Origin of the sequence: Pelomonas caseinilytica, assembly GCF_021353235.1 — a bacterium.
GTDB classification, from domain to species: Bacteria; Pseudomonadota; Gammaproteobacteria; order Burkholderiales; family Burkholderiaceae_C; genus Pelomonas; species Pelomonas caseinilytica.
Genome location: NZ_JAJTWT010000006.1, coordinates 1 through 25,214 on the forward strand (window position 1 = coordinate 1; position 25,214 = coordinate 25,214).

Sequence of the window (25,214 nt, forward strand, 5' to 3'; positions counted from 1 at the left end):
CCGCTTGAACTGCTTGGCATGGGCATAGCCGCCGGCACGACGACGCAGGCTCTGGCCCTCGCGCTCGTGCGTCATCTTGAGCTTCAGGCCCGCTCGCTTGGCCAGGCGAGCGATCTTGGCCCGCGCGACCTCCAGCAATCGGCTGTCCGTCGGGTGGGCGATGGCCTTCTCCTGCACCGTGGTGTCGACCGTCACGCGCTCCAGCTCTACGGGCTTGACCGCCTTCATCGCGACCGCCGCTTCGATGGTGGTCTTGAGCAATTGCTCCACGCCAGCTTCGCCCAGCACGCGTCGAAAGCGACCGAGCTGCGTGGCGTCGCAGGGCAGCTTGCTCTGGTAGTACTCCATGCCGCTGAAGAGCTGCCAGACCACGTTCTCGCTCCAGCGCTCGACCACCGACTCGTCGCTCTCGTTGAAGGCGTGCTTGAGGTACAGCAGCGCGACCATCAGCCGGATCGGCAGGCGCGGCCGACCCGCGCGGCTCACACCGCCCGCGGCCACCACCAGCGTGGGCCCAAACATGTCGGCGTCCTCGCGGGACTTGCCCATGCGGGCCTTGCGTGCGAACAGCGGGGCGAGCGACGCTTCAATCTGCGACCAGGGCATGCGCCGGCCGAGAACCGCGAGCGGGTGCCGGGGATCCACCATGCCATCCAGCCGCGCGCGGAAGAAGTCGTCGGTCGCCATTGCCAGCCCTCCAGAACTCCCAGAAATCAATTGCCATTGAATTTGATTCTGGGAGTTCTGACCATCGGCATTCACCCCGCATCACCAGTGTTCATGCGGGTTGCGGGCGTTTTGCAGGGCCGACTACGACGCCAACGGCAACGTCACGGCCATCACCGACCAGCAAGAGGGCGTCTTCAGCCGCAGCATGGGCTACGACGACCTGGACCGCCTCACCAGCACCAGCGCCCCCAACGTGTGGGGCAGCGCGACCTATGCCTACGACCCCGTGGACAACCTGCGTGCGGCCACTGTGGGCAGCCGGGCCAGCACCTTCAACTTCGACGCCAACAACCAGCTCGCCAGCGCCACGACCAACGGCAGCACGACCACCTACGGCTTCGACGCGCGCGGCAACCTCACCGCCAAGGGAGGACAGACCTTCGGTTTCGACCTGGGCAACCGGCTGAGCTGGTCCTCACAGGGCGGCAGTTATGCCTACGACGGGCTGGGCCGGCGCATCAGAATCGCCAGCAGCGACGGCTCCACGCGCATCCAGGTCTACAGCCAGGCCGGGCAGCTGCTGTGGGCCACGAGCAGCGGCGGCCCGAGGCCCGCCAGCACCACGGGCTACATCTACCTGGGCGGCAAACAGATCGCCGAGATCGACAGCGTGGCGGGACCGCAATACGTGCACACCGATGCGCTGGGCAGTCCGGTGGCGCACACCAACGGCTCGGGTGGGTTGCTGAACCGGGCGCGATTTGAGCCCTATGGCTACGTGGCAGCGGGCACCAAGCCCAGCGCCGGCACCAGCGTCATCGGCTTCACGGGGCACGTGCAAGATGCCGAGACGGATCTCGTGTACATGCAGCAGCGGTATTACGACCCGATTGCGGGGAGGTTCCTCAGCGTTGATCCGGTCGTTACCGATGCCAACACCGGAAAGCTCTTCGGACGGTATACCTATGTCGATAACAACCCTTATGCCAAGATTGATCCGGACGGGAGAGAACCGGGAGAGGTTGCTTACGGGGTCGGCGCAAGGCTCGTTTTCTCTAAAGAGAATGCCCAAATCCTCGCCGAGGTTGAGGCATCCGTTGGCAACACGAGAGCAGCGGGAGCAATTGCAGCGGGTCAGGCTCTTAAGGAATTAATTGGCTCGCCGACAAATATCGATGGTCAAAAAGCGGCTCAGGCTGCCAGCATTATTCTGGTGACCAAGATCGGAGCTGGAAAGCCCTTTACGAGAGCGCAAAAGCGAGATATTTTGCAGGCCAATCGTGAAAAGAACGGTGGCACTTTAAAGTCTGACAAGAGTGGCGAAGTGTTGGTTCCATCCCAGAAATCGGAAAGTGGAGTGACGCCGCCTGCGAATGAAGCCCAAGTTGATCATATTGTGCCCAGATCCAAAGGCGGCACAAATGATCCGTCGAATGCACAGGTACTTTCACGCAAGGAAAATCGGGATAAATCCGATAAAACAGAATGAGTAAGAAAAGCGAAATATTGCGATGTGCTGCTATTGTTTGTTCACATGTGGCTAAAGATCGAAAGCCAATTTTGGTGGCAGACCGCGAGACACCCGAGGATCCAGCGGATAGCGGTTGGCAGTTTTTGTGCGGGGCAGAATTTGAGGAATGGAACTTGGCGCAAGTGTGGTCGCTGGGAGAGGTTATTGATGTCGAGCCAACACTGGAGCCTTTTATTAATATGAATGCTGGGTCTAGGTTGGTTAGAAATTCTGCTCAGGATGAGTGGATGCAATTGCCGGGCGAGGTCGAAAAGCATTGAAATTACCGTTGCCACATTTGTGGTCAGCCCGCCGAGTGGTATCAAACCGCCGAAACCTCCTGAGGAGAAGAAGTGAAAACCATTGAGAGTTGGCTCCCGGAGGTGTTGCCTAGAATCTTTGAGGATCGCGATGTTCAACTGGAGTTAGGGAAGCGCCTGGAAAGTATTGATCCTCGAATCAGATGGGAGGCGGGTCCGCATGGCAGCCAGGGATCATTTTTGGCGTTCAGCCCTAACTTTCACAACGATTTATTGCCTTTGACCGAAGAGCTTGCGAGGGCCATGCCGAAAATACAAGGGTGGCACTTCTTTGGAGCAAAGCCAAGAAAGCACTGGTCTGTGAGGAAGGTGCTCTTCAAGGGGGTTGAGTATTTCTTCGACGAATGGCGCTATCGGCTGGTCATGTTCAAGGGAGGTGAGTTCTTTGACATTGATTTCTTTACATTCAATCCAGAAATCGACGAGCGTGATCGAGCTGGGCTGGGTGTTTTTTTGGCTTGCTCTGAGCTAGGTGAGAAGCTGTTTATGCGTGCGATTGATCGCGTCAATGTTGATGTGAAGCCGCAGACTGGTGAAACAACTATTCACATAGAGTCGCTCTTCGAGCAGATCACAGATTTATTCCACGGAGAGTTGCCTTCCGAATAGTCCGAAGGCACGGTGAGCTGAAAGCAAATTTGGGCTGTGACCGACTACATCCGTGGTCAGCCCAAAGGCACGCGCTGGTACTTCCAACGTTAAGTCAGGGCGGCATTGACCTGTCGCTCAATTTCGCTCGGATCATCCGTAGACATGGCTGCCTCATATATTGCTTCGTGCCACTGGTCCGGTTGGAGAGCAACAGCGGCCAATAGCGCAGAAGCAGCTCGCGCTTCAGAAAATAAAAGCAATGCCTCCTCGTTCGTTCCGTCTTGCGCTTCGCTCAGAGAAAAGTACGTTCCATCCTTTTCGTCGATAAATAATTTCAAGGCTTCAATTATTTTAGGCGTGGTTGTATTGCATCGAAAACAGTCGAGCGCGCCTTTAATGACTGGATCGATCGACTGGAGGCATGCGACAGCAGCATCGCACGCGGCCAGAACTGCCGCCCTACGGCTTGGCAGCGTAGCGCGTTGAAACGCGCGATCCAATTGTGGCGAGAATGTATAAAGACGAGATGGCATTTATGGTCCCTTAAGAGGCGTCACCGGATATCCACCTGCACCGTCAATTGCACCAGCACATCCGGCACAAATCGGTCGGGTCGCGCCGACGGGGCCAAGTCGCAGCCCATTCAGATTCGAGAAGTTTGCGATATCGGCTTCCGCATGCCCTCGGCCGGGCACCATTGTTTCCCATGGATTGAGATCAAAGCCCGGGCGCAAGTAGCCTCGCGGTTCGTTCGTTCCTATGAGAATAATTGGTTCGCCCGTCGCGGTCTCAGCGTAAGCAGCTCCGAGGGTAATGTATCTATTGTCCGGAATCAAAGAGCGCAACTGCTCTGCTCTAAATTTAACGAAATTGTCCCAAGATGCGCTGCATCGACCGGAATTCTGATTTGTCAGCACATCTCTATAAATTTCCATCAAATCGCGAACATTATTTCTATCGTAGACGTTCGCGCCTTGTTCGGAAATCGTTTCATAGCGAAAGCCGGGTCTTACCTCGCGAATCAATTCAATGAGTCGGTTTGCTTGCGGTATTGCAATTGCCTGCTCAAATGTGATTGTTGAGTCGGGCCGAATCAGTCGATTTCGATTAAGGCCGGCGGGGTCGACGCCATCCAGTGGTGAATTGGCAACGTAGGCATAGGAATTTATTCCGCCAGCTTGACCAATTGGGTCGCCCTGAACATATCGACCGGTCGATGGGTCATAGTCCCGAAAGTGGTTGTAATGCCTTCCGCCAAACGCCTCAAACTGTTGGCCCGGAAACCTCAAGTTCTGCTGCAGCGCCGCCAACCCCGCCGTCGGCTGTTGTTCGGCTAGGTTGCCGCCGAATGGGTCGCCCATCCAGCGCCAGCGCACCTGCCCGGAAGCGTCCAGAACCATTCTGGGCGTGTCCAGATGATCGGTATGGATGGCATATAGCTGGACCCCACCAGACCCGGTCGAGTCGGTCTTGACCACCGCCACCGGCGTATCCCCAAACCAGATGTACTCGGTGATCGGCGTGCCATCGGCCTGGTATTCGCCCAGGAGGTGGTTGTCAGTGTCATAGGCGTACAGAGTGACCGTGCGCGGGTTGCTCGGGCTGCCCGTCCACTGGCTGCGCGTGACGCGTCGTCCCAGGCCGTCGTAGCCGAAGTCCACGCCTGCGGCGTTCGCTTGGAGCATGCTGGCAAGCCGGCCTTCCAAGCTGTAGCTCGCGGTGTAGCTGGCCGACGAACCACTCTCGTTGTCGCTCTTGGTCGAGCCGTCCTCCCAATAGAGCAGAGTGCGGCTGGGGTTGGTCAGGCCATCGAGCCGGTTGCTGGTGGCCGAGACGGTGTAGGCGCGCGTCGTGCTGCCGGTGGTTGATGCGGTGCGATTGCCGTTGGCGTCGTAGCTGTAGGCATAGTTGATCGACCCCGTCACCGACACCAGCCGCCCGAGTTCGTCGTAGCCAAAGCTCTGGTCATAGGCAGGCGCCGCCTGGGCCGATGCCGCGGTGTAGTGAGTGAATCGACTGATGCGGTCCGCGTCGTCATATGTGATGTCGCGCACGAGGTTGCCCAGAGGCTGGCGCACCAAACGGCCATTCGCGTCGTAAACGCGCTGGTGCAGCCGCCCGACGCCGCCCAGGCGCCAAATCCAGCTTTGCACGGGCCCGAACGGGCTCATGACCGCCTGGTCGAGCAATGCGGTCACCACGCCGCCCGCGCTCATGCCCGTGGACACCGGCCGGCCGTTGACCCGGCCGATATAGACGGAGCGACCCGAGGGATAGGTCAGCTTGGTGACGTTGCCGTTCTCGATGCCATAGGTGACGGTCAGCGGCACCCCGATCGCACCGGTCTGGACCGTCTTCGTGACCTGCCCGTTGCTGTTGTATTGGACGGTGGTGGTGGCATCGGGCGTGGCCGCCGTGGTGATATGCCCGACGCCGCTGCCGAAGTTGCCACCGGTCTGGTCGTAGGTCAGGGTGATGGTGCGACTCGCATTCCCGGAGCGGCTGTAGACCACCTGCTTGACGCGGTTGAGCGCGTCATAGCCGTAGGTCGCAAGCACCCCTCGGGCGTCGGTGCGTGTCTTCAGGTTTCCGGCGGTGTCGAAGGTGCTGTTGGTCGTGCCGGTATCGGGGCTGACCAATTGCTTGACGTCACCGAGACCCGTCGACTGGTACTGCGTGACGAGATTGCGCGGGTCCGTGATGGACGTCAGCTGGTCCAGGTAGTCATAGCCCAGCTTGAGGAGGCCGTTCTTGGCGTCCGTGATGCTGGTGCGCCTGCCCAGAGCGTCATAGCCCTGCTGGGTGGCCAAGGCCTTCGTGGCGGGGGCTAACGTTGTCTTGGTGGGGTTGCCCTCGGCGTCGTACTCGTATTTGGCGACGGGTGCGGGGGAGGCCGGCGGCGCAGGCAGGGTCTGAGCGATTGCAGCGGCACTTGCCGCCCATGCCGTGAATGCCATCAGGATTGGACGACGCATGATTCACTCCCTCCCCGTGACTTGCTGGATGCGATTGAGCGCATCGGGCACGCGAGCGAGCGTGCGGGCCAATCTGCCAGTGGGGTCGGAGACGTTTTCCGTGACCCGGTTGCCACTGTTGTCCAGGCTGTAGCTGATCTTGTTGCCCAGGTCGTCAGCGATGCTGGTCAACCGGTGGGCGTTGTCATAGCCGTAGCTGATCGTGCTGGAGTCGGGGAAGGTGACGGTCTTGAGCAAGCCGGTGGGCCAGTAGTCGAAGCGGGTCGACAGAGCGTCCGTTGTCACGCTCTTGATCCGTTGCCGCAGGTCGAATGTGCGGGTCGTGGTCATGCCGTTGGCATCGACCATTTCGAGCCATTGGCCGGCCGGGTCGTACTTCGTGTAGCGGGCAACGACCTGGTTGAGCGCGTTGGTCACCGTATTCAAGTCGCCCAACGTGTGGTCGGTCGTGGTGTCGGCGTAATAGGCGTTGGTCGTCGCATTGCCGAGCGGGTCCTTCACGGTCAGCACTTGGCCGAAATCGTTGTATTGCCATTGGTAGGTGCGCGCCGCCAGGCTGGTGTCCTTCGATGCCGCGAATCCTTGAGAGCCGTTGCTGTCCGTCGTGGCAATCTCGTGACGCCGGCACAGCACGGCCAGCGGCCGGCCATCGGGCAATTTGACGGGCGTCAAAGTACAACTCGCCACACCGCCGAGAACCGGGTCCGACTGGCCGTTGTAGACCCAATAGACCAGCTTCCTTGGCAGGGCTCGTGCCACCGGCACTCGCCATTGCGGGTGCCACTGCGTCGAGACCTTGCGCACGCCGATGGGCAGAGAGGCGGCGGCCGATACATAGCTCGCGCAGTTCGCCGACGACCCGAGTCCTTCCACGCGCACGCTTTCGAGGTTGCGCACCGGGTCGCTGACGATGCAGGTTCGCGTGCCATTGAAGTCGTTGCGGCTCGCGACGTTGCCATTGGCGTCATAGGTGCGAGACGCGTCGGCCCCGATCACCGCCTGGTTGGACTTGGACTGGAAAGTCAGTGGATGCGCCACGCCGCTGTAGACCGCGAAGCTCACCTGGCGCACGGTGCCGAGGGCATCGGTGATCGACACCACGCCCGTGTTGGCGTATTGAACGCTGACACGTTCCACCCCTCCGGCCTTTTGCGAGGACGTCGCTCGCCCCACCGCGTCGAAAGTCCAGTACCGGTCCTCGACCGTCGCCTCATCAACCGTGCTCGTCAGGGCGTGCGCAGGCGTTGCAGGGTCGGCCCGCCCCGCCTCGTTGTACCGGTAGCTTCGTCCGGACTGGTCCGCGAACGTGACGCTCGTGAGGTTCAAGGCGGCGTCATAGTCGAAAGTTTCCGACCGTCCTCCCGTCCAACCGATTGCGGACAGCCTGCCGTCGTCGCGATAGGAGAAATCGAGGCTGCGGCCGAACATGTCGACGACATGATCGACATTCCCTGCGCTCATCTGAACGTCTCGCTTGAAGCCGTCCATGGTGGTGATGCTGATGAGCGTGCCGCCGTCGTAGATTTCCAGTTCGTTGTCAGGCGTGCGTACGATCCACGACGAGGGGTTCGATCCGCCACCCGAGTAGACGGCGGTCAGGGTGAAGTTCACATCGGAATCCGACGTCCATGACCCCGAACTCGTCTCCGTGAAGTAAAGCCATTTGCCATTCGGCCGGCTCAAGGAGACCCGGCGAGGCGTCGCCGCTAAATGGGTGTAAAGCGAGCGCTCGTAGTGATGACGCCAGCCGTATCCGAGGCTTCCCAGCAGTGGAGCGCGGCTGTTGTAGTAGCGGCGGAATTGCAGGGCACCACCGGCGCTCAGATCGGTGTTGGACTGGAAGCTGTTGCCGTTGGCGTAGTTGATCGGATCGCCACAGAACTTCGAGCAGTCATCGTCGTCGCCATCATCCTTGGTGCCGGGGGGAACAAGGTTGGATTCCAGCAGTTGAAGATCCGTTGTTGAGTTGTCGGCGGCACGCTGCAGCCGACGAATTTCCCCTACACCGTCTCCCAGCCAAACGTCATCAGCGTTGTTGAACTCCGCGCCCAAGTTCATCGACTGTTGAACATGCAGAGCATTGAATCTGCCAGCAGGTACCGTGATCGTTTCAAATCCAACCACGGTGACCGAGGCCGTGTATGGAACTACCTGGCTCCCTTGAGCCGACTGCCAGTTCAATGAGCCTGATGAGTTGAACGTCTGCCCAAGTTCTGCCGATTTCGGCAAAAAGAGCAGCGCCGGCGAGAACGTCTCAGTTCCTACGTCGTCTATCTGTTTTGGCAATTGGATCGACGCACCTCCGTCAAGAAAGAAATACTGCGCATTTGTGACGCAGTCGCCGTCGACCTGATTAAATGTTGGAGCCTGACTGTTTCCGGTGGAATACACCAACGTCGTACCAACGCCTGCTTTGGATTTGCAGGCGTACGTCCACCGGTTCCCGCCGGCCATGGGCCAATAGCGTGACACATCTATGGGCGTAGCCCACACCACAAACGGCCAGTTCAAAGCGCACAGCCCTATCCCTAGAGCAACGCTCCTCAAGTTGTTTTTCATGACTCTCCCTAATCGCACGTTCGCTAGGCGCGACTGCGCGCAATTTATCGAACGTGCGCACTGTCCGTAGGCATCAAATTAGGGGAGTCCCTAATTTTGAGCTCGGACGATGTGCTGGACGCAGACGTTGGCTGACGGCCGAGTTTGACAACGAATTCATGTGGTGCAGGTCCGCAAGATCGTGGAACTCGTGGCCTTCGGCGGTTGCTGGCATCAGAGACCACGTTCTCGCCGCAGCCGCCGTGGGACTGCTGTGCGTCCCTCCGGCGGCTATCAGGGGCCGGGCCACTTCCTGACCGCCTATGCGATGGTCTCTACCGGCGCGTCGGCGCCGGAGCGACAACTGATGGCGTCCGCGACGCCGAGGAACTCCGATTTGTGCTGTCGGGCTACGACGACGGGACCGAGTGGCCGCCAGGCTCGGGCATTTCCTTCACCGCCGGGCTTGCGCCCGTTTCGGATGGCCGAAGGTGCCGAGCGCCTGATGCAGGCCATGGTGGACGAACTGCCGGAGAAGTACGCACACCTGGCACTTCAGTTGGCTGGCCGGAGCGCGGGCTTGGTACAGCCGGCCGGGCTCCCTAAGTCGCCAAGCATCAACTTCTGTTGCAAAGCGGCATCAACCTTGGTTGAAGGAGCGTGCATCGAGGGTGACTGACTCACCCGATTAACACAGCTATTGCGATAAGTATTCTTAGCGCAATAGTGCTGTCCATCGCCTAAAGTGGAGCCTGGGAAAACCGGGGAGACCCAGATGGGCCGGACCAAGACCGCCGCGGATGCCCAGTCCGCGGTCGCCGGAAAGGGCGACTTGCCGAGCGCCGACGCGCTGGCGGCGATGCGCGCCTGGTCGGAGGGACTTTCGGCGCGCGACGCGGTCCACCGCTACCTGGGAAGGACAAAGCCAGACGGCCAGTCGTCCAGGGCGCTCCTCAGCGCGACGCGTCAGCAATTGATCGCTGCCGCCGCGCGTCGGCGGCGGCCGGACCTGCAGGGCGTGTTCGAGTCGACGTCGAGAGGCTCCTTCGCCCAATCGGGCCTGTCGCTGAACTTGATGGAGGCCGTCGACGACTTGATGGCCAGCCCGGTCCCGGCGCCGCGCCTGATCGATGACGTCGCCTTGTGGTTCAGCACGCGCACCACGGCCTCGCTTCACGCCCAAAAGATCCGAACGCTGGGCGAGCTGACCCTGCGCGTTCCGCGCCGCAAGATGTGGTGGGTCGGCATCGCAGGGCTGGGAGCACACGGTGCTGCCAAGGTGACTTCGTTCTTTGCGGAGCATCCCGAGCTGACCGAGCAGGCGCGTGCACTGGTCGGACCTGATGTTCGCAGCGAGATCCGGCCCTGGGAGCGGGTCAAGTTGCCAGCAGAACTCGATGGCTCTTTAGGCCGCTTTCGTGCGCCGGTGAATACGTGCGCCCTCAACGCGCGCAACGACTACGAGGCGGTTTCAGCGTGGCTGGAGCGACACGAAAGCCCGGCCACGCAGCGCGCCTATCGGAAAGAGGCGGAGCGGTTGCTGCTGTGGGCCATCGTCGAACGCGGCAAGCCCATGTCCTCGTTGGCTGCCGAGGACGCGACGGCCTACCGGGCATTCCTTCGCCGACCGACACCGCACATGCGCTGGGTCGGGCCCTCGCGCTCGAGGAACTCGCCCGAATGGCGACCGTTCACCGGCGGCCTGGCGCCTAGGTCGATGGCCTACGCGCTGACGGTACTGAACTCCTTGTTCCGGTGGTTGGCCGAGCAGCGCTACGTCACGACCAACCCGTTCGCCGGTCTGAAGGTTCAGGGTGGTGCGCAGGACGGGCCGCTGGATCCTGAGCGCTCCTTCACTGAGGGTGAGTGGGGCTTGGTCAGAGTGATAGCGGACGGACTTGAATGGTCTTATGGCTGGGACAAAGCCGCTGCCGTCCGACTTCGCTTCCTGCTCGACTTTAGCTACTCCACCGGTCTGCGCAACAGCGAGTTTGTGGGCGCCACCCTACGGCAGATCGTCGAGGGCGACGATGGCAGCCACTGGCTAGCGGTTGTGGGCAAGGGTTCCAAGCGCGGTCGTGTCGCTTTGCCGCCGATGGCGATGAGCGCGCTGGACCGGTATCTTGTGGCTAGAGGCTTGCCGATCACGCCGTCTCGGTGGCGGCCTGACACACCAGTCGTGGGACGGGTGGCAGTAGACGAACAGGGGATGATCTCGACGACGCGACTTTGGGCGATCTGTCGGCGCTTCTTCCGGCTGGCCGCCAACGTGGTCGACGAGACGAGTCCGAGTTTGGCGGCCAAGTTGCGCGGCGCATCGCCACACTGGATGCGCCACACTCACGCGTCGCATGCCCTTCACCGCGGCGCTGAGTTGACAACGGTACGCGACAACCTACGGCATGCCTCTATCGCAACCACGTCGACCTATTTGCATGGTGACGACGAGAAACGGGCGAAGCAGCTTGGGGACGCATTCCCGGCCACCTGATTGCATGAAAAGGCGGCAAGTGAACGCTGAATTCTTCACGGAGGGCACCTTCAACGCGCAGATCTCGGCGGCGCGCAGGCCGGCGCCATAGGCCATCGCCGACAGAAGGCTTCGTCTCCGCCTCGGTCACCAGCGCCGCAGGAGATTGGCGTTGACGCCGTGGGCCATGGCGACAGCCGCAATGGAGATGCCCGGCTGCATGCAATCGAGGCCACCGGGGTGGGCTGACGCAGCTGTTGCAAGCGCGATGGTTGTGGCGAACTTGATGCTGAGGCATGGATCACCAGTTCCTCGCGATGCCCTTGGATGCCGGTGGCGCCGCCCACCGTTGGTTGCGTCAGGACGGCTTCACCGTGGGCCCTAAGGCCTGGCGCAATCCAAAGGCTGTTGAAGCCTTTGACTTGCTGAAGCTGCCGGGCTTGGCCGAATGCCACTTCACGGCCGCCGAAAGCGACTGGGGTCTGGTGGCAAACCTTGGCGACCTGGAGTCCGTCGAGGGAGACCCTCTCGCGCGCGGCGTACGTGGGTTGGTGGGTCTTGCGGCGCGCGACCTTGGATGCATGACGCCAGCACTGGCCGCCGCGCTGCAGAAGACCCGCACCATAGATCCGCATGTCGAGCTGATTGACGAGATCGATGCCCTCATGAACTTGGCCAGGTCAGCCGGCGATGCGGAGGCATGCAGCAAGATCGCGCGGCTACACAAAGCCGCTGCCAAGGGCTATTGGGATAGCCGCCGGTCTTGCGGTTGTGGTGGCAGCCTTGGGCATCGAGGCCACCGGGGTGGGCCGACGCAGCTGTTGCAAGCGCGATGGTTGTGGCGAGCGCCGCCGGTAGACGGGTCTTCATGTTGTTCTCCCTCGGGCTGTCGACGGTGCGCCGGGCGCGCCGGATGGGCAAGCTGGTGAACCCTATCGACGCCAGCCGAGCGTTCTGGCCAGGGCAGAAAGAAGTGCCCCGGCGCGACGGCCGGGGCGAAAACACCAGCGACGTGTCGCGGTGCCTGCTCAGGGAGGGAGAAGCAGGGGGCAGGTGCCCGGCCGAGACTGTAAGTGGGGTATCTGACCAGCGCCTGTCAGCGTCGTTGCGCGCGCTGCCAGACGACACGCGTACCTCCCCGGTTCGCCCTCGCCCGACGACTTTTAGGAGCCGGCTCGAGCTGCCTCGATGCTCTTGGGCAGCGTGTAGAGGTACGTCAGCACGTACCGGGTGAGCAGCTCGATGGCCTGGGCGTGCTCCCGTGACGGATCTTCCTCGCCGTGCACAGCCTCATTGCCGTCAATGCGCAACTGGTGGGCCCAGTCCTTCAGCGACTGAGTCAACTTGCCTTCAGCTGCCAGCTTGTCGATGCGCTTTTCCAGCTTCCAGGCTTCGACCTCGGGAGCCAGGTCTTTGAGGCCCCACTCCAGCGCCTTGCGGAACTGGCTGCAAGCCGCCGATGGGCTGGCTTGAAGGACCGCGCACCCCTCGGCGAACGCTCTTGCAACGCGGTCGGGGACGTGCTCTGGAATGGTCGGCGGGTGGTTCTTCGGCCACACCTCCAACGTGGTTCCCCACGCGTTTTTGGTGCCGAGGTCACCTTGATAGCTGAGGGGTGGCGGGATACCTTGTGGGTTGTTGGCATTCATCCTGACGACGATGCCGGCGTTGCATGCCGGGCAGAGCCCGAAGCACTCGAAGATGCGTTCAATGTTGGGGAAGCGACCCGTGACCCGCTGATGCCCAGTTCCTCGGCGATCTTGCTGGCCGGTGTCGACCAGACGCGGTCGTAGAGCTCGGAGCGCTTCATGCGGCGGGCGCGCCGTCGCGCATCAGGGCATGGACGTCGTCAGTCGGGTAGTTGCTTGTGCCGGCTGGCTCCCGGGCGGGGCATCTCGCCATGAGCATGTGGAGCCGGAACATGTCTGCTCCCACGAGCAGCCCGTGGAGGCCGTCGGCGAACTCCTCACGGATGTGCTGGAGCGGCGCGCCATCGGCGATACGAGTCTTGAAGAGGCGAGTGAGTTGGTCGCGGTAGCCCATGTTGTCGACATGCAACGAGGCGGCGCCGGACCTGGGACGCGTGCCGCTGCCTACGATCGGACAGGGCAACAAAAAGGCTCCCATAGGAGCCCTTGCGTTCCCCGGGCGTTACCCCAAGGCTGGATTGAGTTGAGCTGGTAGCCTCTAACTCATTGATTTTCCTGGTCGGGGTGAGAGGATTCGAACCTCCGGCCTCTACGTCCCGAACCTACGTCTCCGGAAACTACATCTAGTTTGCTCCGCGAGCGGTAGACCGGGCGGACCGTCTGCCGGTCTTGAGGCTGGAGAAGAAGCTCGCCATGGCCAAGTTGTTGTCCCACCCCCTCGCAGACACCGGCGCCCGTGACAGATGACCCGTCCGCGAACCTCGGTTAAACAGAATCAAATTATCCCAAACCGGCGGGACGGAAAATTTTCCATCAATCGCCCGCGGATCGGGACAAAAGCAATTTGGCTTGCGCAGGAATTCGATGGGGAAGGGCTGAATTATGACGGCCAGGGTCGGCTGGCCTGTCAGCAATACCCCGGCAGCCGCATCCCGCACCCCGCGCCCCGCACTTCGTCTCCCGCCTCGCCGGCCTGCCGCGCGGCGTCCCTAAGATGAAGCCATGGACACCCTCGGCCCCCGCACCGCCCAGCGCCGCCCGAACGCGCGGCTGTGGCTGGCCTATGCCGGCGGCTGCGCCCTGGCCTGGTGCCTCTTCGTGCTGGCCGGCAGCGAGTTCGACCGGGGCCTGGATCCGTTCTGGCTGGCGGTGTACCAGGCCACCACCATGCTGTGGGCGCCCATGCTGCTGGGCATCGCGGTATGGCCGCTGGCCCGGCGCCTGCACGCCAGCGACGCCGGCTCGGCCGCCACCACCATGGCCCACGCCCTGGCGGCCTGCGCCTTCGCCGCCCTGTGGCAGGCGGGCGAGTTCGCCGTCAACACCGCGCTCTTCGGCGCCGACCACGCCGGCGCCGTGCTGCTGGCCGGGCTGCTGTGGCGCTCGGTCTGGGGTGTGGTGGTCTATGCCACCATCGCCACCGCCTTCACCGCCGTGCTGCAGTCGCGCGCCGCGCGTTCCGCCGCCGTCGCCGCCGCCCAGGCGGAGAGCGCCCTGGCCAAGGCCGAGCTGTCGGCCATCAGCGGCAAGCTCAACCCACATTTCCTGTTCAACACGCTGAACTCCCTGATCGCGCTGACCCGCAAGGACCCGGCCGCGGCCGAGGCGGCGCTGCTGAAGTTCGCCTCCATGCTGCGCTACGTGCTCGACACCAAGCGAGGGGCGGAGGACCGTGTCATGCTGGCCGACGAGATCGACTTCCTGCGCGACTATCTGGCGCTGGAGGCCCTGCGCCTGGGGCCCCGGCTGCGCGTGGACTGGGACCTGGAAGAACGCGTCATGGCCGACGAGCTGCCGCCGCTGACCCTGCAGCCGCTGGTGGAGAACTCCATCCTGCACGCCGTGGCGCCGCGGCGCGGCGGCGGGCGCGTCACCATCACGGCGCGCCGCAACGCCCTCAACCACGGCCTGGACCTCGCCGTCGCCGACGATGGCCCCGGCTGCGCGCCCGAGGCCCTGGAGCCCCGCCCCGGCCAGCGCCGCGGCGTGGGCCTGGCGGCCCTGCGCAAGCGCTTCGCCCTCGACTACGACGGCCAGGCCCGGATGCGCATCCACACCGCTCCGGGTGACGGCTTCCGCGTCGACCTCTTCATTCCACAGGCCTGAACGATCATGAGCATGACCACCGTCCTGATCGCCGAAGACGAACACCTCGCCGCCGAAGCCCTGGCCGACTGGGTCAAGGCCACGCCGGGCCTGCAGCTCGTGGCTGTCTGCGAGGACGGCGAGACGGCGCTGGCTCAGATCCGCGCCTTGAGGCCCGCCCTGGTGCTGACCGACATCCAGATGCCCGGCCTCAGCGGCCTGCAGGTCGTGCAGCAGCTGCAGCAGGATGCCCACCAGCCGCGCATCATCTTCACGACGGCCTATGACGCCCATGCGTTGACCGCCTTCGAGCTGCATGCGGTGGACTACCTGCTCAAGCCCTTCTCGCGCGAGCGCTTCGACGAGGCCATCGCCCATGCCCTGCGCGACGCCGTGCCCAGCGCCGCCGACGTGGCCCAGGCCCTGGGCGCGCCCGCCGACGCGCCGCTAACCCGCCTGCTGGTACGCGACCAGGGCAAGATCTTCCCGTTGCAGGTCGACGCCATCGAGTGCCTGCGTTCCGACAACAAGTACACCGCCATCACGAGCAAGGGTCGCAGTTTCCTGGTGAGGCTGCCCATCGCGAGCTTCGAGACGCGGCTCGACCCCACGCGCTTCCTGCGGGTGCAGCGGGGCTGCATCGTCAACCTCGACTTCGTCGAGAGCATGACGCCCGACGAGAACTCGCAGCTCGTCGTGCAGCTGCGCGACGGCACGCGCATCACGGCCAACCGGGAGGTGTCCAAGATGCTGAGGGAGCAATCGCTGTGAAGACCTCTTTCCTGCCGCTGCTGCTGGCTGCCGGCGCGGCCGCGGCCCAGACGGTGCCGCCCGCGCCACCGGCGGTGCCGGCCCCGGTCGCACAGCCCGCGCCGGCCGCGCTGCCGGCGCCGCCGGCCCTGCCCGCCGAGCCCGGCAAGGTGTATGCGCCCGGCGCCTTCGACCGCCTGGAGCTGGCCGGCGCGGCCCGCGTGCTGCTGGTGCAGGGCGATCGCGACCAGGCCTTCATCGCCGGCGACCCCGAGGTGCAGAAGACCGTCGAGGTCGAGCTGTCGGACCGGCAGCTCTTCATCCGCCCGACCGGCGGCTGGAAGTTCTGGCACAGCAACAAACTCTTCGTCCAGGTGGAGATGCGCCAGCTGCGCCAGCTGTCCATCTCCGGCGCGAGCGACGTGCACGCCCCGGGGCCGCTGCGCACCGACCAGCTCAAGCTCAGCATCAGCGGGGCCGGCCAGGCGCGGCTGGACCAGCTTCAGGCGCGCCAGCTCGTCTTCGCCATCTCTGGCGCGGGCGACGGCCAGCTCGGCGGCAAGGTGGACGAACTCGCCCTGCAGATCTCGGGCAAGGGCAAGGTCGTCGCCGACCGGCTGCAGGTGCAGCGCGCGCGCGTCGGCGTCAGCGGCATCGGCAACGTCGTCGTCTGGGTGACGGACGACCTGTCCGCCCACATCTCCGGCATCGGCTCGGTGGACTACTTCGGCAACCCCTCGGTGCAGCGCTCGGTGTCCGGGATGGGCTCCATCAGCGCCAAGGGCGAAAAGCGCTGATCCAATGGAGCCCATGGACATTGACCTGCAGGCGCTGGAGCAGCGCATCACCGACCTGGAGATCAAGGCGAGCTTCGCCGAGGACATCGTCGAGCAGTTGAACCAGGTGGTCGTGCGGCAGCAGGCCCAGATCGACCGGCTGGTGCAGGAGCTCGTCGAGCTGCGCGACCGTGCCGCGTCGGCCGAGCCGGGCGGCTTTCGCAGCCTGCGCGACGAGCTGCCGCCGCATTACTGACGTGAAGCGGCCTCTCGTCCGCCCTCGCATCGCTTAACGCGAGCGAGCCGTCAGTGCAATGCTTTTCGGGTCGGTTGGACGATGACTGTCTGTAGGCGACGGCGATCTCTTTACACGGGCCGGCGCTAGGTGCAGGCACTCAGAGACCAGCGTCGCTGGTCTGTGCGCGGCCTGTAGCGATCTCTATCGCGAATGCGGCAAAGGCGCTGCACGGGGTGCTGGGCCGTGGCCGGCTTCAACATCCAATGCCCTTTACGGGCGCGCTTCAGCGGCGCGCATTTCTCACAAATTTTGAAGCGTCATTCTTTAATATCGCATCGACCATTGCATCGCGAAGATGCAAGACTTGAGCCTTTGCGGTGGCAGCCTCGGTACCGGATAAACCACGAGCCAAGAGAATTAGCTCCTGATCAACCGCATTTTCAGCCGCGCATGTCATCTCGTAGAATGCGCAATTCCAGACAAACCTTGAACCGCCCTTGTTGCAATCCTCGCCGAAACTGCACGCCACCAACGACTGGGCGTAAAGCAATGCTGCTTGGGTATTCACTACTCGCACGGGATCCCCATACTCATAGATTTGACCATCGAAGTAATTGTCCCTCCCAAGCGCACCTGCGAGCTCAAAAACGCCTTGGCGAAGACCATCAAAAATCGATAGAACCTGCTCTGTTCGTTCCGAATTTGTAGAGGCTGGCATCTTGATTGCTAAGCGACCATACTTTTCATAAAGAGGATCGCTAGAGGGCTCTAGCAACTGACGCTTCACCTGGCTCCAGCCCACCTCATCTTCTAAGAGTTGGTCACAAGATTGAGAAATCTTACCTTGAGCGATTTTGCTATCCAGCGCAGACTGATCGTTCCCATCCATATTCCCCTTATTGGGGCGCTGCGCCTGCAATCGATTGAATGTTTCGCATGCATTAACTATGCGACTGACTAGCAGCATACTTCCAGCCCTTTTGCTGGAAATGGCATTGACATAGATTGGTCGCCAGTTTTGGCCCGGCGTAAGTGGCAAGCTCCAATCAGGATTATCGGTACGCACAACACTCGATCCAACAGATGCGGAAGCGGTGGCGTCTCGCGGCGGCGGTGATGGCGGCGAACCTAGCTGCTGGCTGCTTGTGCCGGCTCTCAACTCGATATGGGTAGCAGCATTGGGCTGCGACTCATCAACCCGAGGAGACCGGTGGTATCCATGCACGAGAGCGATAACTCCACCCAGTGTAACCAATCCAACGACGACAATAGTTTTGGCACGTGCGTTCATCATTGCGTCCAAGGGCAGTCCGTATTACCCGGAATTCCAATGTCGAGAGTGCCAGGCACGGGTAGCCAAGCCAGCGAAGCGCGAGGATCCGACAATATATATATCTCGAACCCGCCATCGCCGAATGTAACCGTCTGTCGGTCACCCTTCTTGAGGTTAAGGGGATAGGCTCGACGAAGCACATTGTTCGCCGTCGCAGTTCGTAGCTCCACGATATCGGTCGAACTTGTCTGTTTATCTTCGGCGGTACCGCTGCACCGGACATCCCTCAGTTTTCTGTCAAGCAGCTTTTTATCAAGCTTGGCATTCCAATTTCGTGCGAGGGCTTGATAGTAATACAGGTCACTTTCTGAAGAACTGCTGTAGTAGGGCCTGTAAAACGATAGCGACATGAAGCTGGGATTCCATCCCCCATTCGAGTATCCCGTTACAACCACCGTATCCAATATTTCTGCGCCATATGCCTTTCCGCAAAGAAGGACTGCAAATAGCATTAGTCGTGAAATAAATTTGAACGGGCCAATGTGACAAGATAAAATACCGGGGAACCGCTTCACTTTAAACATCACCCTTGCTGAAACAAGCGGAATGTTCTTCGCCAAATTCGACCCCGTCTGTCCCCAGATCTGGTTTCTCTGCAACACCTATTTTTGCAACTTAGCTATAGTGCATTCGGTTTCACCGGTCGGTATCGCATCTCGATCCTAGGAGGGACTGATCGGTCGCTTTGCTGACCAGCGGGCACGCTGGAGAACGGTTCTTCATGGTTAGGCTCCGCAGCTGTCCAGCTGAATTCGCTCTCCTTCGGGCGATGCCTGTGGCATTGAGCCGCAAGCACATCGCCTGCGGCCGGCTTGGGAGTGGCGCAGCGCTCGGCCCGCAATACACCGGTTTTGCGCGCCACCCCCCCGCGAGTGGCACGCAGCACCATGGAAAACTGAGGCATCAGGGTTCATCGACCCAGTAGTCCACCCCGGCATCCTGCTTGTGCAGGATGCGCAGGCCCGGCGCGTAAGTGCCGACCTTGCCGGAGTCCAGATACACGCAGACCTCGACCTCGGCCTGGGTGCTGATCGACAGGAAGTGCAGCGGCGCGTCGGAGGTGTTGATGATGTGGTGCGGGTACTCCGGCCCCGCGGGGATGTTGATGGTGTCGCCGGCGCGGATGGGAAGCCGCTCGCCCGCCACGCGCAAGGTCCCCTCGCCCTGCAGGACGATGAACATCTCCTCCTCCGCGTGATGGTAGTGGTAGGGGCAGCCCATCTGGCCGGGCGCCAGGATCTCGAAGCGGGCGCCGAGCTGCTTGGCGGCGGTGCCCTGGGACAGTGAGGCGCCCTCGCAGTCGTAGAGGGGGGCGCGGACGAAGCGCTCGCGCGGCGCGTCGTGGAAATTGCGGATGAGCCGCTGGCGCAGCTCGTCGGGGGTGGGCATCGGGGCTCTCCTGGGACAATGGCGGCTGAATGAATCCGCCCGCGCATCTTCCCGAACCCACGGACGACCTGCAATCCGCCGCACGCCAGGTGCTGTCAGCAGTCTTCGGCTACACGGCCTTCCGGGGCCAGCAGGGCGACATCGTCGAGCACGTCGCCGCCGGTGGCGACGCCCTGGTGCTCATGCCCACCGGCGGCGGCAAGAGCCTGTGCTACCAGGTGCCGGCCATCCTGCGCCAGCAGCGCGGGCAGGGCGTGGCGGTGGTGGTGAGCCCGCTGATCGCGCTGATGCACGACCAGGTCGGTGCGCTCGAGGAGGCCGGCGTGCATGCCGCCTTCCTGAACTCCAGCCTCACCGGCGAGGAGGCCAGCCGCATCGAGCGCGAGATGATGAGCGGCCGGCTGACGCTGCTCTACGCCGCGCCCGAGCGCATCACGACGCCGCGCTTCATGGCCCAGCTGGCCTCGCTGGAGGAACGGGGCCTGCTGTCCATGTTCGCCATCGACGAGGCGCATTGCGTCAGCCAGTGGGGTCACGACTTCCGCTCGGAGTACCTGCAGCTGTCGCAGCTGCACGAGCGCTTCCCCGACGTGCCGCGCATCGCGCTCACCGCCACGGCCGACGACCTCACCCGGGCCGACATCATCGAGCGGCTGCAGCTGCAGGACGCCCGCGTCTTCATCAGCAGCTTCGACCGGCCCAACATCCGCTACCTCATCGTCGAGAAGAATGGCTCGCCGCGGGAGCAGTTGCTGCGCTTCATCCAGGACGAGCACGAGGGCGAGGCGGGCATCGTCTACTGCCAGAGCCGCAAGAAGGTCGAGGAGACGGCCGAATGGCTGACCTCCGAAGGCCTGAACGCCTTGCCCTACCACGCGGGTCTCGACGCCGACGTGCGCCGCCGCCACCAGGACCGCTTCCTGCGCGAGGACGGCCTCATCATGGTGGCGACCATCGCCTTCGGCATGGGCATCGACAAGCCCGACGTGCGCTTCGTCGCCCACCTGGATCTGCCCAAGAACATCGAGGCCTACTACCAGGAGACCGGCCGCGCCGGCCGCGACGGCGCCCCCGCCGAGGCCTGGATGACCTATGGCCTGGCGGACGTCGTCAACCAGCGCCGCATGATCGACGAGAGCCCCGCGGAAGAGACCTTCAAGCAGGGCCAGCGCGGCAAGCTCGATGCGCTGCTGGCCCTGGCCGAAGCGATCGACTGCCGCCGGGTGCGCCTGCTGGCGTATTTCGGCGAAGCCAGCCAACCCTGCGGCAACTGCGACAACTGCCTGAACCCGCCGGCCACCTGGGACGCCACCGAGGCAGCGCGCAAGCTGCTCTCGTGCATCTACCGCTTCCACCAGCGCGGCGAGCGCTTCGGTGCCGGCCACCTCATCGACGTGCTGCGCGGCAAGGTGACCGACAAGACCCGGCAGTACGGCCACGAGAGCCTGTCCACCTGGGGCTGTGGCGCGGAGCTGTCCGAACAGCAATGGCGCGCCGTGCTGCGCCAGCTCATCGCGCTGGGCCACGTCGTGGCCGAGGGCGAGTTCAACACGCTGGCGCTGATGCCGAGTGCGCGCGCCGTGCTCAAGGGCGAGGTGGAGCTGCGGCTGCGCGAGGCGGAGGAGAAGAAGGCCCGCCGGGGCAAGGCCTCACGGGCGGGTGGGCGGCCCAAGGCCGACCCGTCGCTCGGCCTGGACGCCGAGGCCCAGGAACGCTTCGAGGCCCTCAAGGCCTGGCGCTCCGAAGTGGCCAAGGAGCATGGCCTGCCGGCCTATGTGATCTTCCAGAACACCACGCTGGCCGAGATGGCCCGGGTGCTGCCCGGCGACCTCGCCGAACTCGGCGACATCAGCGGCGTGGGCGCCAAGAAACTCGAGGCCTACGGCCGCGAGATCCTGCGCGTGCTCGGGCGTTAGCAGACGGCCGGCGCCACGCAGGCGCTGGCCACCTGGGTGCCGTCGGCCGCGCTGCTGCGGCGGCCTTCGATGACGACGCGGGGCAGCTGGGCCACCACCTCGGGCGTGTGCACGCCGCTGATGACCACGCGATCGAGCTTGACCACCTCGGGCGCCTCGGCCGGCACGGTCAGCGTCATCCACGTCGCGCCGGTCAGCGCGACGAGGGCGACGAGGACGGCGGCGCTGAAGGCCTGCAGGCGGTTGCGAGTGCTGGTGGTGCTGATGCGGTTCATGACGTTCTCCCGTTCGATGGTTGAACTGTCGCGCCCCAGGGTTTGCCCGTCCTGGGGTTTGCGATAGGTCGCGCCTTTTCGCGGACGAGATGCGGTTGGCGCGGATGAGTCGTCATCGTCAAGCTTGTGGGGACGCTGCGAACGGGACGTCGTAGTGGACCCGCATACTCCTGCCGCTAGGAAAAGGGGACACGAACGATGGCAAGGGGAAACGACGTCCAGCTGGGCGGCATCACCGACCTGGTGCTGCTGGCCGACATCAAACCGGGGTTCGTCGACGCGCTCGAGGTCGCGACCTACGTCGACCGCCTGCGCAAGGTGCTGCGCACCCTCAACGGCCTGCGGCTGGGCTCGCGGGAGTCGAGCGCGCCGGCCTCGCCCTACACCGACATCGTGGCGCGCTGGCGCATCGTGCACTCCTTCCGCTGGGCGGTGGTGGAGGGCCGGGGCGGCGCGCCCGACCGGCTGTTGCTCAACGTCAACTTCGACGGCGGCTGGGAGCCCTATATGCGGGTCATCTGGGACCAGCTCGGCTCCACGCTGGACCTCATCCTCTGCCATGTCGAGGGCTACGAGCTGTCCTGCAACTGCAGCTTCGAAACCTATTCGCGCTGGGTGCGCGAGCACGAGGTCTCGGCGGACTTCCTCTTCATCGAGTCCGGCCGCAGCGTCGCCGACGCCGACTACCTTTCCAGGCTTGAAGCCGCCCAGCGCGGCCATGCCAGCGAACTGGGAGCCGACCGCCTGCGCGTGCCGGCTGCGGGCGAGGTGGCGCCGCTGCCCACGGCGCCGGCCGAACGCTTCGCGATGGCGGCGCGCGGCCTGGTGCCGCTGGCGGGCCTGTTCACCCTGCAGCGCTATTTCAACGAGTCGGCCTGGGATGGCCGCGTGCTGCTGCGCGCCGCGCAGGACGTGCTCTTCGAGCTGACGCGCCTGGGCACGCGCGAGCACTTCCCCATCGGCACCGGCGACACGCCGGGCGAGCAGCTGCGGCGCCGCCATTTCGCGATGCTGCAGTGGTTCGAGGCCACGCCGACCCCGCCCGCCGTGCAGGCGCGTGCCCTCGAAGTCGCCGACGCCGACCTGCAGGCCGGCATGCTGACCAAGCTGCCGGCCAACCGAGGCGCGCTGCTGCTGCTGCGCATCGCCCAGCCGGCCCAGGCCCTGGCCTGGCTCTCGACCGCGCCCGTGGCGGCCGAGGGCGAGGCGCCACCGGCGGCCGGCCCGCTGCAGGGCATCTGGACCCAGGTCGCGCTGACGCTCACCGGCCTGGTCGCACTGGGCGTGCCGGCCTCGCGGCTGGAGCGCTTCCCGCAGGCTTTCAAGGAGGGCATGGCCGCCCGCGCCGGCCTGCTGGGCGACGTGCGCCACAACCACCCGTCGCACTGGCCGCTGGCGCCCCACGTCAACGGCCGCGACCGTTTCGACCCGGCCGGCGCCCATGTCCTGCTTCAGCTGCGCTTTGCCAGCACCGAGCCGGGCGAGGCCGTGACGCCGGCCGACCAGGCCCGCATCGACGCCGCCGCCCAGGCCCTGACCGAGGGCACGGGCCTGGCGCTGATGGCCGTGGAGCCCTTGCGCAGCAACGCCGTGGACAGCGAGAACTTCGGCTTCAAGGACGGCATCAGCCAGCCCGTGCCGCAGTGGAAGGCGCCCCAGCCCACCGGCGAGCGCTGGGATGACCGCGTGCACGACGGCGAGATCCTGCAAGGCTTCCCCACCGCCCGGGACAAGGGTTATGCCGTGCCCGAGCAGCCCGACCCGCTGCTGGACCGCGGCAGCTTCCTCGCCGTGCGCAAGCTGCGCCAGTACGTCGGCCGGCTGGACGCGCGGATGACGGCCGAGGCCGCCCGCACCGGCCTGTCCAAGGACGTGCTGATGGCCAAGCTGATGGGCCGCTGGCGCAGCGGCGAGCCCCTGGCCGACGACCGCGCGGTCAACGACTTCAACTACGAGGCCGATCCCAAGGGCGCGCTCTGCCCCTTCCATGCCCACATCCGCCGCACCAACCCGCGCGACGTGGGCGCCGACATGGCCTTCGCCCGTGCCCGCATGCCGCGCATCCTGCGCCGCGGCATGAGCTACGGCCCGCCGCCCGACCGTCAGCACCCGGTCGACGATGCCGACCGCGGCCTGATCTTCATGGCCTACAACGCCCACCTGGCGGAGCAGTTCGAGGTCGTCCAGCGCTGGGTGGCCGGCGGCAACGCCAGCGGCGGCTACTCCGGCCAGAGCGACCCGCTGCTCGGCGTCGTCGACGGCAGCGGCCCGCGCATCTACCCCTTCGAGCACGACAAGCGCGCCTACGAGATCGACCTCGGCCACCAGCCCTTCGTCACGCTGCAGTGGGGCGCCTACTTCTTCGTGCCGTCCCGGCGCGCGCTCAAGGCCCTGCCCGGCCTCGTCGAGCTGCCGCTGCCCCAGCTGCCTGCGGCGGCGCCGCTCGAGGCTGTGCCGGCCCTGGGCGACTTCGACGCCTGGCGCGAGGCCCTGGAAGATCCCAACCGCCGCGACGCCACCTGGGCCTGGGTGCGCGCCCAGCCCGGCGGCGTCGTGGCCACGGCCTACGGCGTGCTCGTCGGCGCGGCCGAGCGCGTGCAGCAGGTGCTGCGCAACCGACCGGACCGGTACTCCGTGGCTGGCTACGGCGAGCGGATGAGCGACTCCATCGGCACGGGCTTCCTGGGCCTGGACGACGACACCGGCCACCGCGAGCAGGCGCCCGCGGTCAACCGCATCCTGGAGGGCGTGAGCGAGGGCGATGCCTTCATGGCCGCCTACCAGGTCGCCAGCGGCGGCATCGCTGGCCTGAAGCAGGAGGCGCTGGCCCTGCTGTCGGCCTTCCCGGCGAGCCAGAAGCCGGCCGACCTGCCCACCGACACGCCGCTGGACCTGGAGCGGCTCAGCGAAGGCGTGCTGGCCAGGCTCTGCAACCTCTGGTTCGGGCCGCCGGACGGCCGGCATGTCTGGGGCACGGAGTTCCATGCGCCGGCCGAAGCCGAGGCGCCGCGCTGCCCGGCGGCGCTGTTCCGGGTGTCGCGCTACGTCTTCGGGCCGCATCCCACGCCCGACGCCTGCCGGGCCGGCCGCGAGGCCGGCAGCGCCTTCACGGCGGCGGTGGACCGCTGGCTGGCGGACACGCCCTTCGAGCAGCTGCCCCGGCTGACGCAGGCCATCCTGATGGCGGCCCGGGCCGTGCCGGGGGCACCGGCCGACCTGCCCACGCGCACCCTGGCCGGCGTCATGCTCGGCTTCCCGCCGACGACGCATGCCAACCTGCTGGCCACGCTGGCCATCTGGGTGCAGACGCGCAAGCTCTGGGAGCTGCAGCCGCAATGGCACGAGGTGCCCGCGGGCGCCAGCCTCCCCGAGCGCTACACGGCGGCGGTGGCCCGGCTGCGGCCGGCCCTGGTGGCGACCATGAACTTCAAGCCCACGCCCTACCAGGTCTGGCGCCGCGCCCGCGCCGACCACCGGCTGGGCGAGGTGGAAGTGAAGGCCGGCGACACGCTGGTCGTGGCGCTGGGCTCGGCCACCCAGCAGGACCCGCTGCGCCACCACGTCGTCTTCGGCGGCGACCGCGCTGACCCGGCCGGCCCGCCGCCGCACGCCTGCCCGGGCTACGGCATGGCCATGGGGGTGATGCTGGGCGTGATCGCGGCGGTGCTGGACGCGGGGGTCATGCGCTTCACCGGTTCCCCGACGGTGGTGTCGCTGGCGGTGTGAGGCT

General features: G+C 64.5%; 21 protein-coding genes. 10 read left to right on the plus strand and 11 right to left on the minus strand.

All coding sequences use genetic code 11. The features are described 5' to 3' along the window. A partial coding sequence (locus LXT12_RS14910) for a transposase (RefSeq protein ID WP_419964780.1) occupies nucleotides 1-687 on the minus strand: 687 nt, incomplete at its 3' end. Nucleotides 688-874: 187 nt separating this feature from the next. On the opposite strand from LXT12_RS14910, the gene LXT12_RS14915 reads away from it, so the two are divergent. The 3 genes from LXT12_RS14915 to LXT12_RS14925 all read left to right on the plus strand — a co-directional run bounded on the left by LXT12_RS14915 (nucleotide 875) and on the right by LXT12_RS14925 (nucleotide 3,108). Continuing rightward, nucleotides 875-2,158 (plus strand): RHS repeat-associated core domain-containing protein, encoded by a 1,284-nt coding sequence (locus LXT12_RS14915; protein WP_233392989.1) that lies wholly within the window; start codon nucleotides 875-877, stop codon nucleotides 2,156-2,158. After that, a complete protein-coding gene (locus LXT12_RS14920; protein WP_233392990.1) occupies nucleotides 2,155-2,460 on the plus strand; it encodes an immunity protein Imm33 domain-containing protein in 306 nt (101 codons plus the stop codon). The genes LXT12_RS14915 and LXT12_RS14920 overlap by 4 nt, the downstream gene beginning before the upstream one ends. A 72-nt stretch (nucleotides 2,461-2,532) precedes the next feature. Further along, nucleotides 2,533-3,108: a hypothetical protein gene (locus tag LXT12_RS14925; RefSeq protein ID WP_233392991.1), complete on the plus strand. Its 576-nt coding sequence runs from the start codon at nucleotides 2,533-2,535 to the stop codon at nucleotides 3,106-3,108. Between the two features lie 89 nt (nucleotides 3,109-3,197). Here the strand turns inward: LXT12_RS14925 and LXT12_RS14930 are convergent, their stop codons facing one another. The 3 genes from LXT12_RS14930 to LXT12_RS14940 are packed head-to-tail and all read right to left on the minus strand — an operon-like array spanning nucleotide 3,198 to nucleotide 8,456. Further along, nucleotides 3,198-3,623 (minus strand): hypothetical protein, encoded by a 426-nt coding sequence (locus tag LXT12_RS14930; protein ID WP_233392992.1) that lies wholly within the window; start codon nucleotides 3,621-3,623, stop codon nucleotides 3,198-3,200. Beyond that, nucleotides 3,624-6,065: an RHS repeat-associated core domain-containing protein gene (locus LXT12_RS14935; protein ID WP_233392993.1), complete on the minus strand. Its 2,442-nt coding sequence runs from the start codon at nucleotides 6,063-6,065 to the stop codon at nucleotides 3,624-3,626. A 3-nt stretch (nucleotides 6,066-6,068) separates the two neighbouring features. Beyond that, the gene (locus LXT12_RS14940) at nucleotides 6,069-8,456 is read right to left on the minus strand and encodes a DUF6531 domain-containing protein (RefSeq protein WP_233392994.1); all 2,388 of its coding nucleotides are present in this window, start codon (nucleotides 8,454-8,456) and stop codon (nucleotides 6,069-6,071) included. A gap of 922 nt (nucleotides 8,457-9,378) precedes the next feature. Between LXT12_RS14940 and LXT12_RS14945 the strand changes: the two genes are divergently transcribed. Next, the gene (locus LXT12_RS14945; RefSeq protein WP_233392995.1) at nucleotides 9,379-11,094 is read left to right on the plus strand and encodes a site-specific integrase; all 1,716 of its coding nucleotides are present in this window, start codon (nucleotides 9,379-9,381) and stop codon (nucleotides 11,092-11,094) included. Nucleotides 11,095-11,736: 642 nt separating this feature from the next. Here the strand turns inward: LXT12_RS14945 and LXT12_RS14950 are convergent. The 3 genes from LXT12_RS14950 to LXT12_RS14960 form a co-directional block, all read right to left on the minus strand. After that, nucleotides 11,737-11,943: a YHYH domain-containing protein gene (locus LXT12_RS14950; protein ID WP_233392996.1), complete on the minus strand. Its 207-nt coding sequence runs from the start codon at nucleotides 11,941-11,943 to the stop codon at nucleotides 11,737-11,739. A gap of 293 nt (nucleotides 11,944-12,236) precedes the next feature. Further along, complete coding sequence (locus LXT12_RS14955) at nucleotides 12,237-12,722, minus strand: DUF4145 domain-containing protein (protein ID WP_233392997.1); 486 nt, start codon at nucleotides 12,720-12,722, stop codon at nucleotides 12,237-12,239. Between the two features lie 157 nt (nucleotides 12,723-12,879). Next, complete coding sequence (locus LXT12_RS14960) at nucleotides 12,880-13,116, minus strand: hypothetical protein (protein WP_233392998.1); 237 nt, start codon at nucleotides 13,114-13,116, stop codon at nucleotides 12,880-12,882. A gap of 608 nt (nucleotides 13,117-13,724) precedes the next feature. Here LXT12_RS14960 and LXT12_RS14965 point away from each other — a divergent pair. Genes LXT12_RS14965 through LXT12_RS14980 form a run of 4 tightly spaced genes read left to right on the plus strand, consistent with a single transcriptional unit; the run spans nucleotide 13,725 to nucleotide 16,589 of the window. After that, a complete protein-coding gene (locus LXT12_RS14965; RefSeq protein ID WP_233392999.1) occupies nucleotides 13,725-14,828 on the plus strand; it encodes a sensor histidine kinase in 1,104 nt (367 codons plus the stop codon). 12 nt (nucleotides 14,829-14,840) lie between these two features. Beyond that, on the plus strand, nucleotides 14,841-15,578 hold the full coding sequence (locus LXT12_RS14970; protein ID WP_233393000.1) for a LytR/AlgR family response regulator transcription factor: 738 nt from the start codon (nucleotides 14,841-14,843) through the stop codon (nucleotides 15,576-15,578). Further along, nucleotides 15,575-16,354, plus strand: coding sequence for a head GIN domain-containing protein (locus LXT12_RS14975; RefSeq protein ID WP_233393001.1), 780 nt, complete (start codon nucleotides 15,575-15,577; stop codon nucleotides 16,352-16,354). The genes LXT12_RS14970 and LXT12_RS14975 overlap by 4 nt, the downstream gene beginning before the upstream one ends. Nucleotides 16,355-16,358: 4 nt before the next feature. Next, entirely contained in the window at nucleotides 16,359-16,589 is a 231-nt protein-coding gene (locus LXT12_RS14980) for a SlyX family protein (RefSeq protein WP_233393002.1), read from the plus strand. Between the two features lie 265 nt (nucleotides 16,590-16,854). Here LXT12_RS14980 and LXT12_RS14985 read toward each other — a convergent pair whose 3' ends face one another. From LXT12_RS14985 to LXT12_RS14995, 3 genes are all read right to left on the minus strand, one after another. Further along, nucleotides 16,855-17,862: a hypothetical protein gene (locus tag LXT12_RS14985; protein WP_233393003.1), complete on the minus strand. Its 1,008-nt coding sequence runs from the start codon at nucleotides 17,860-17,862 to the stop codon at nucleotides 16,855-16,857. Next, entirely contained in the window at nucleotides 17,862-18,464 is a 603-nt protein-coding gene (locus tag LXT12_RS14990) for a hypothetical protein (protein WP_233393004.1), read from the minus strand. The genes LXT12_RS14985 and LXT12_RS14990 overlap by 1 nt, the downstream gene beginning before the upstream one ends. 343 nt (nucleotides 18,465-18,807) lie before the next feature. After that, nucleotides 18,808-19,293, minus strand: coding sequence for a cupin domain-containing protein (locus tag LXT12_RS14995; protein ID WP_233393005.1), 486 nt, complete (start codon nucleotides 19,291-19,293; stop codon nucleotides 18,808-18,810). A 29-nt stretch (nucleotides 19,294-19,322) separates the two neighbouring features. On the opposite strand from LXT12_RS14995, the gene recQ reads away from it, so the two are divergent. After that, the gene (gene recQ / locus LXT12_RS15000) at nucleotides 19,323-21,209 is read left to right on the plus strand and encodes a DNA helicase RecQ (protein WP_233393006.1); all 1,887 of its coding nucleotides are present in this window, start codon (nucleotides 19,323-19,325) and stop codon (nucleotides 21,207-21,209) included. Here recQ and LXT12_RS15005 read toward each other — a convergent pair. Next, on the minus strand, nucleotides 21,206-21,484 hold the full coding sequence (locus LXT12_RS15005; RefSeq protein ID WP_233393007.1) for a hypothetical protein: 279 nt from the start codon (nucleotides 21,482-21,484) through the stop codon (nucleotides 21,206-21,208). The genes recQ and LXT12_RS15005 overlap by 4 nt on opposite strands. 198 nt (nucleotides 21,485-21,682) lie before the next feature. Between LXT12_RS15005 and LXT12_RS15010 the strand changes: the two genes are divergently transcribed. Continuing rightward, nucleotides 21,683-25,210, plus strand: coding sequence for a Dyp-type peroxidase domain-containing protein (locus LXT12_RS15010; RefSeq protein ID WP_233393008.1), 3,528 nt, complete (start codon nucleotides 21,683-21,685; stop codon nucleotides 25,208-25,210). The last annotated feature ends 4 nt before the right edge of the window (nucleotides 25,211-25,214 follow it).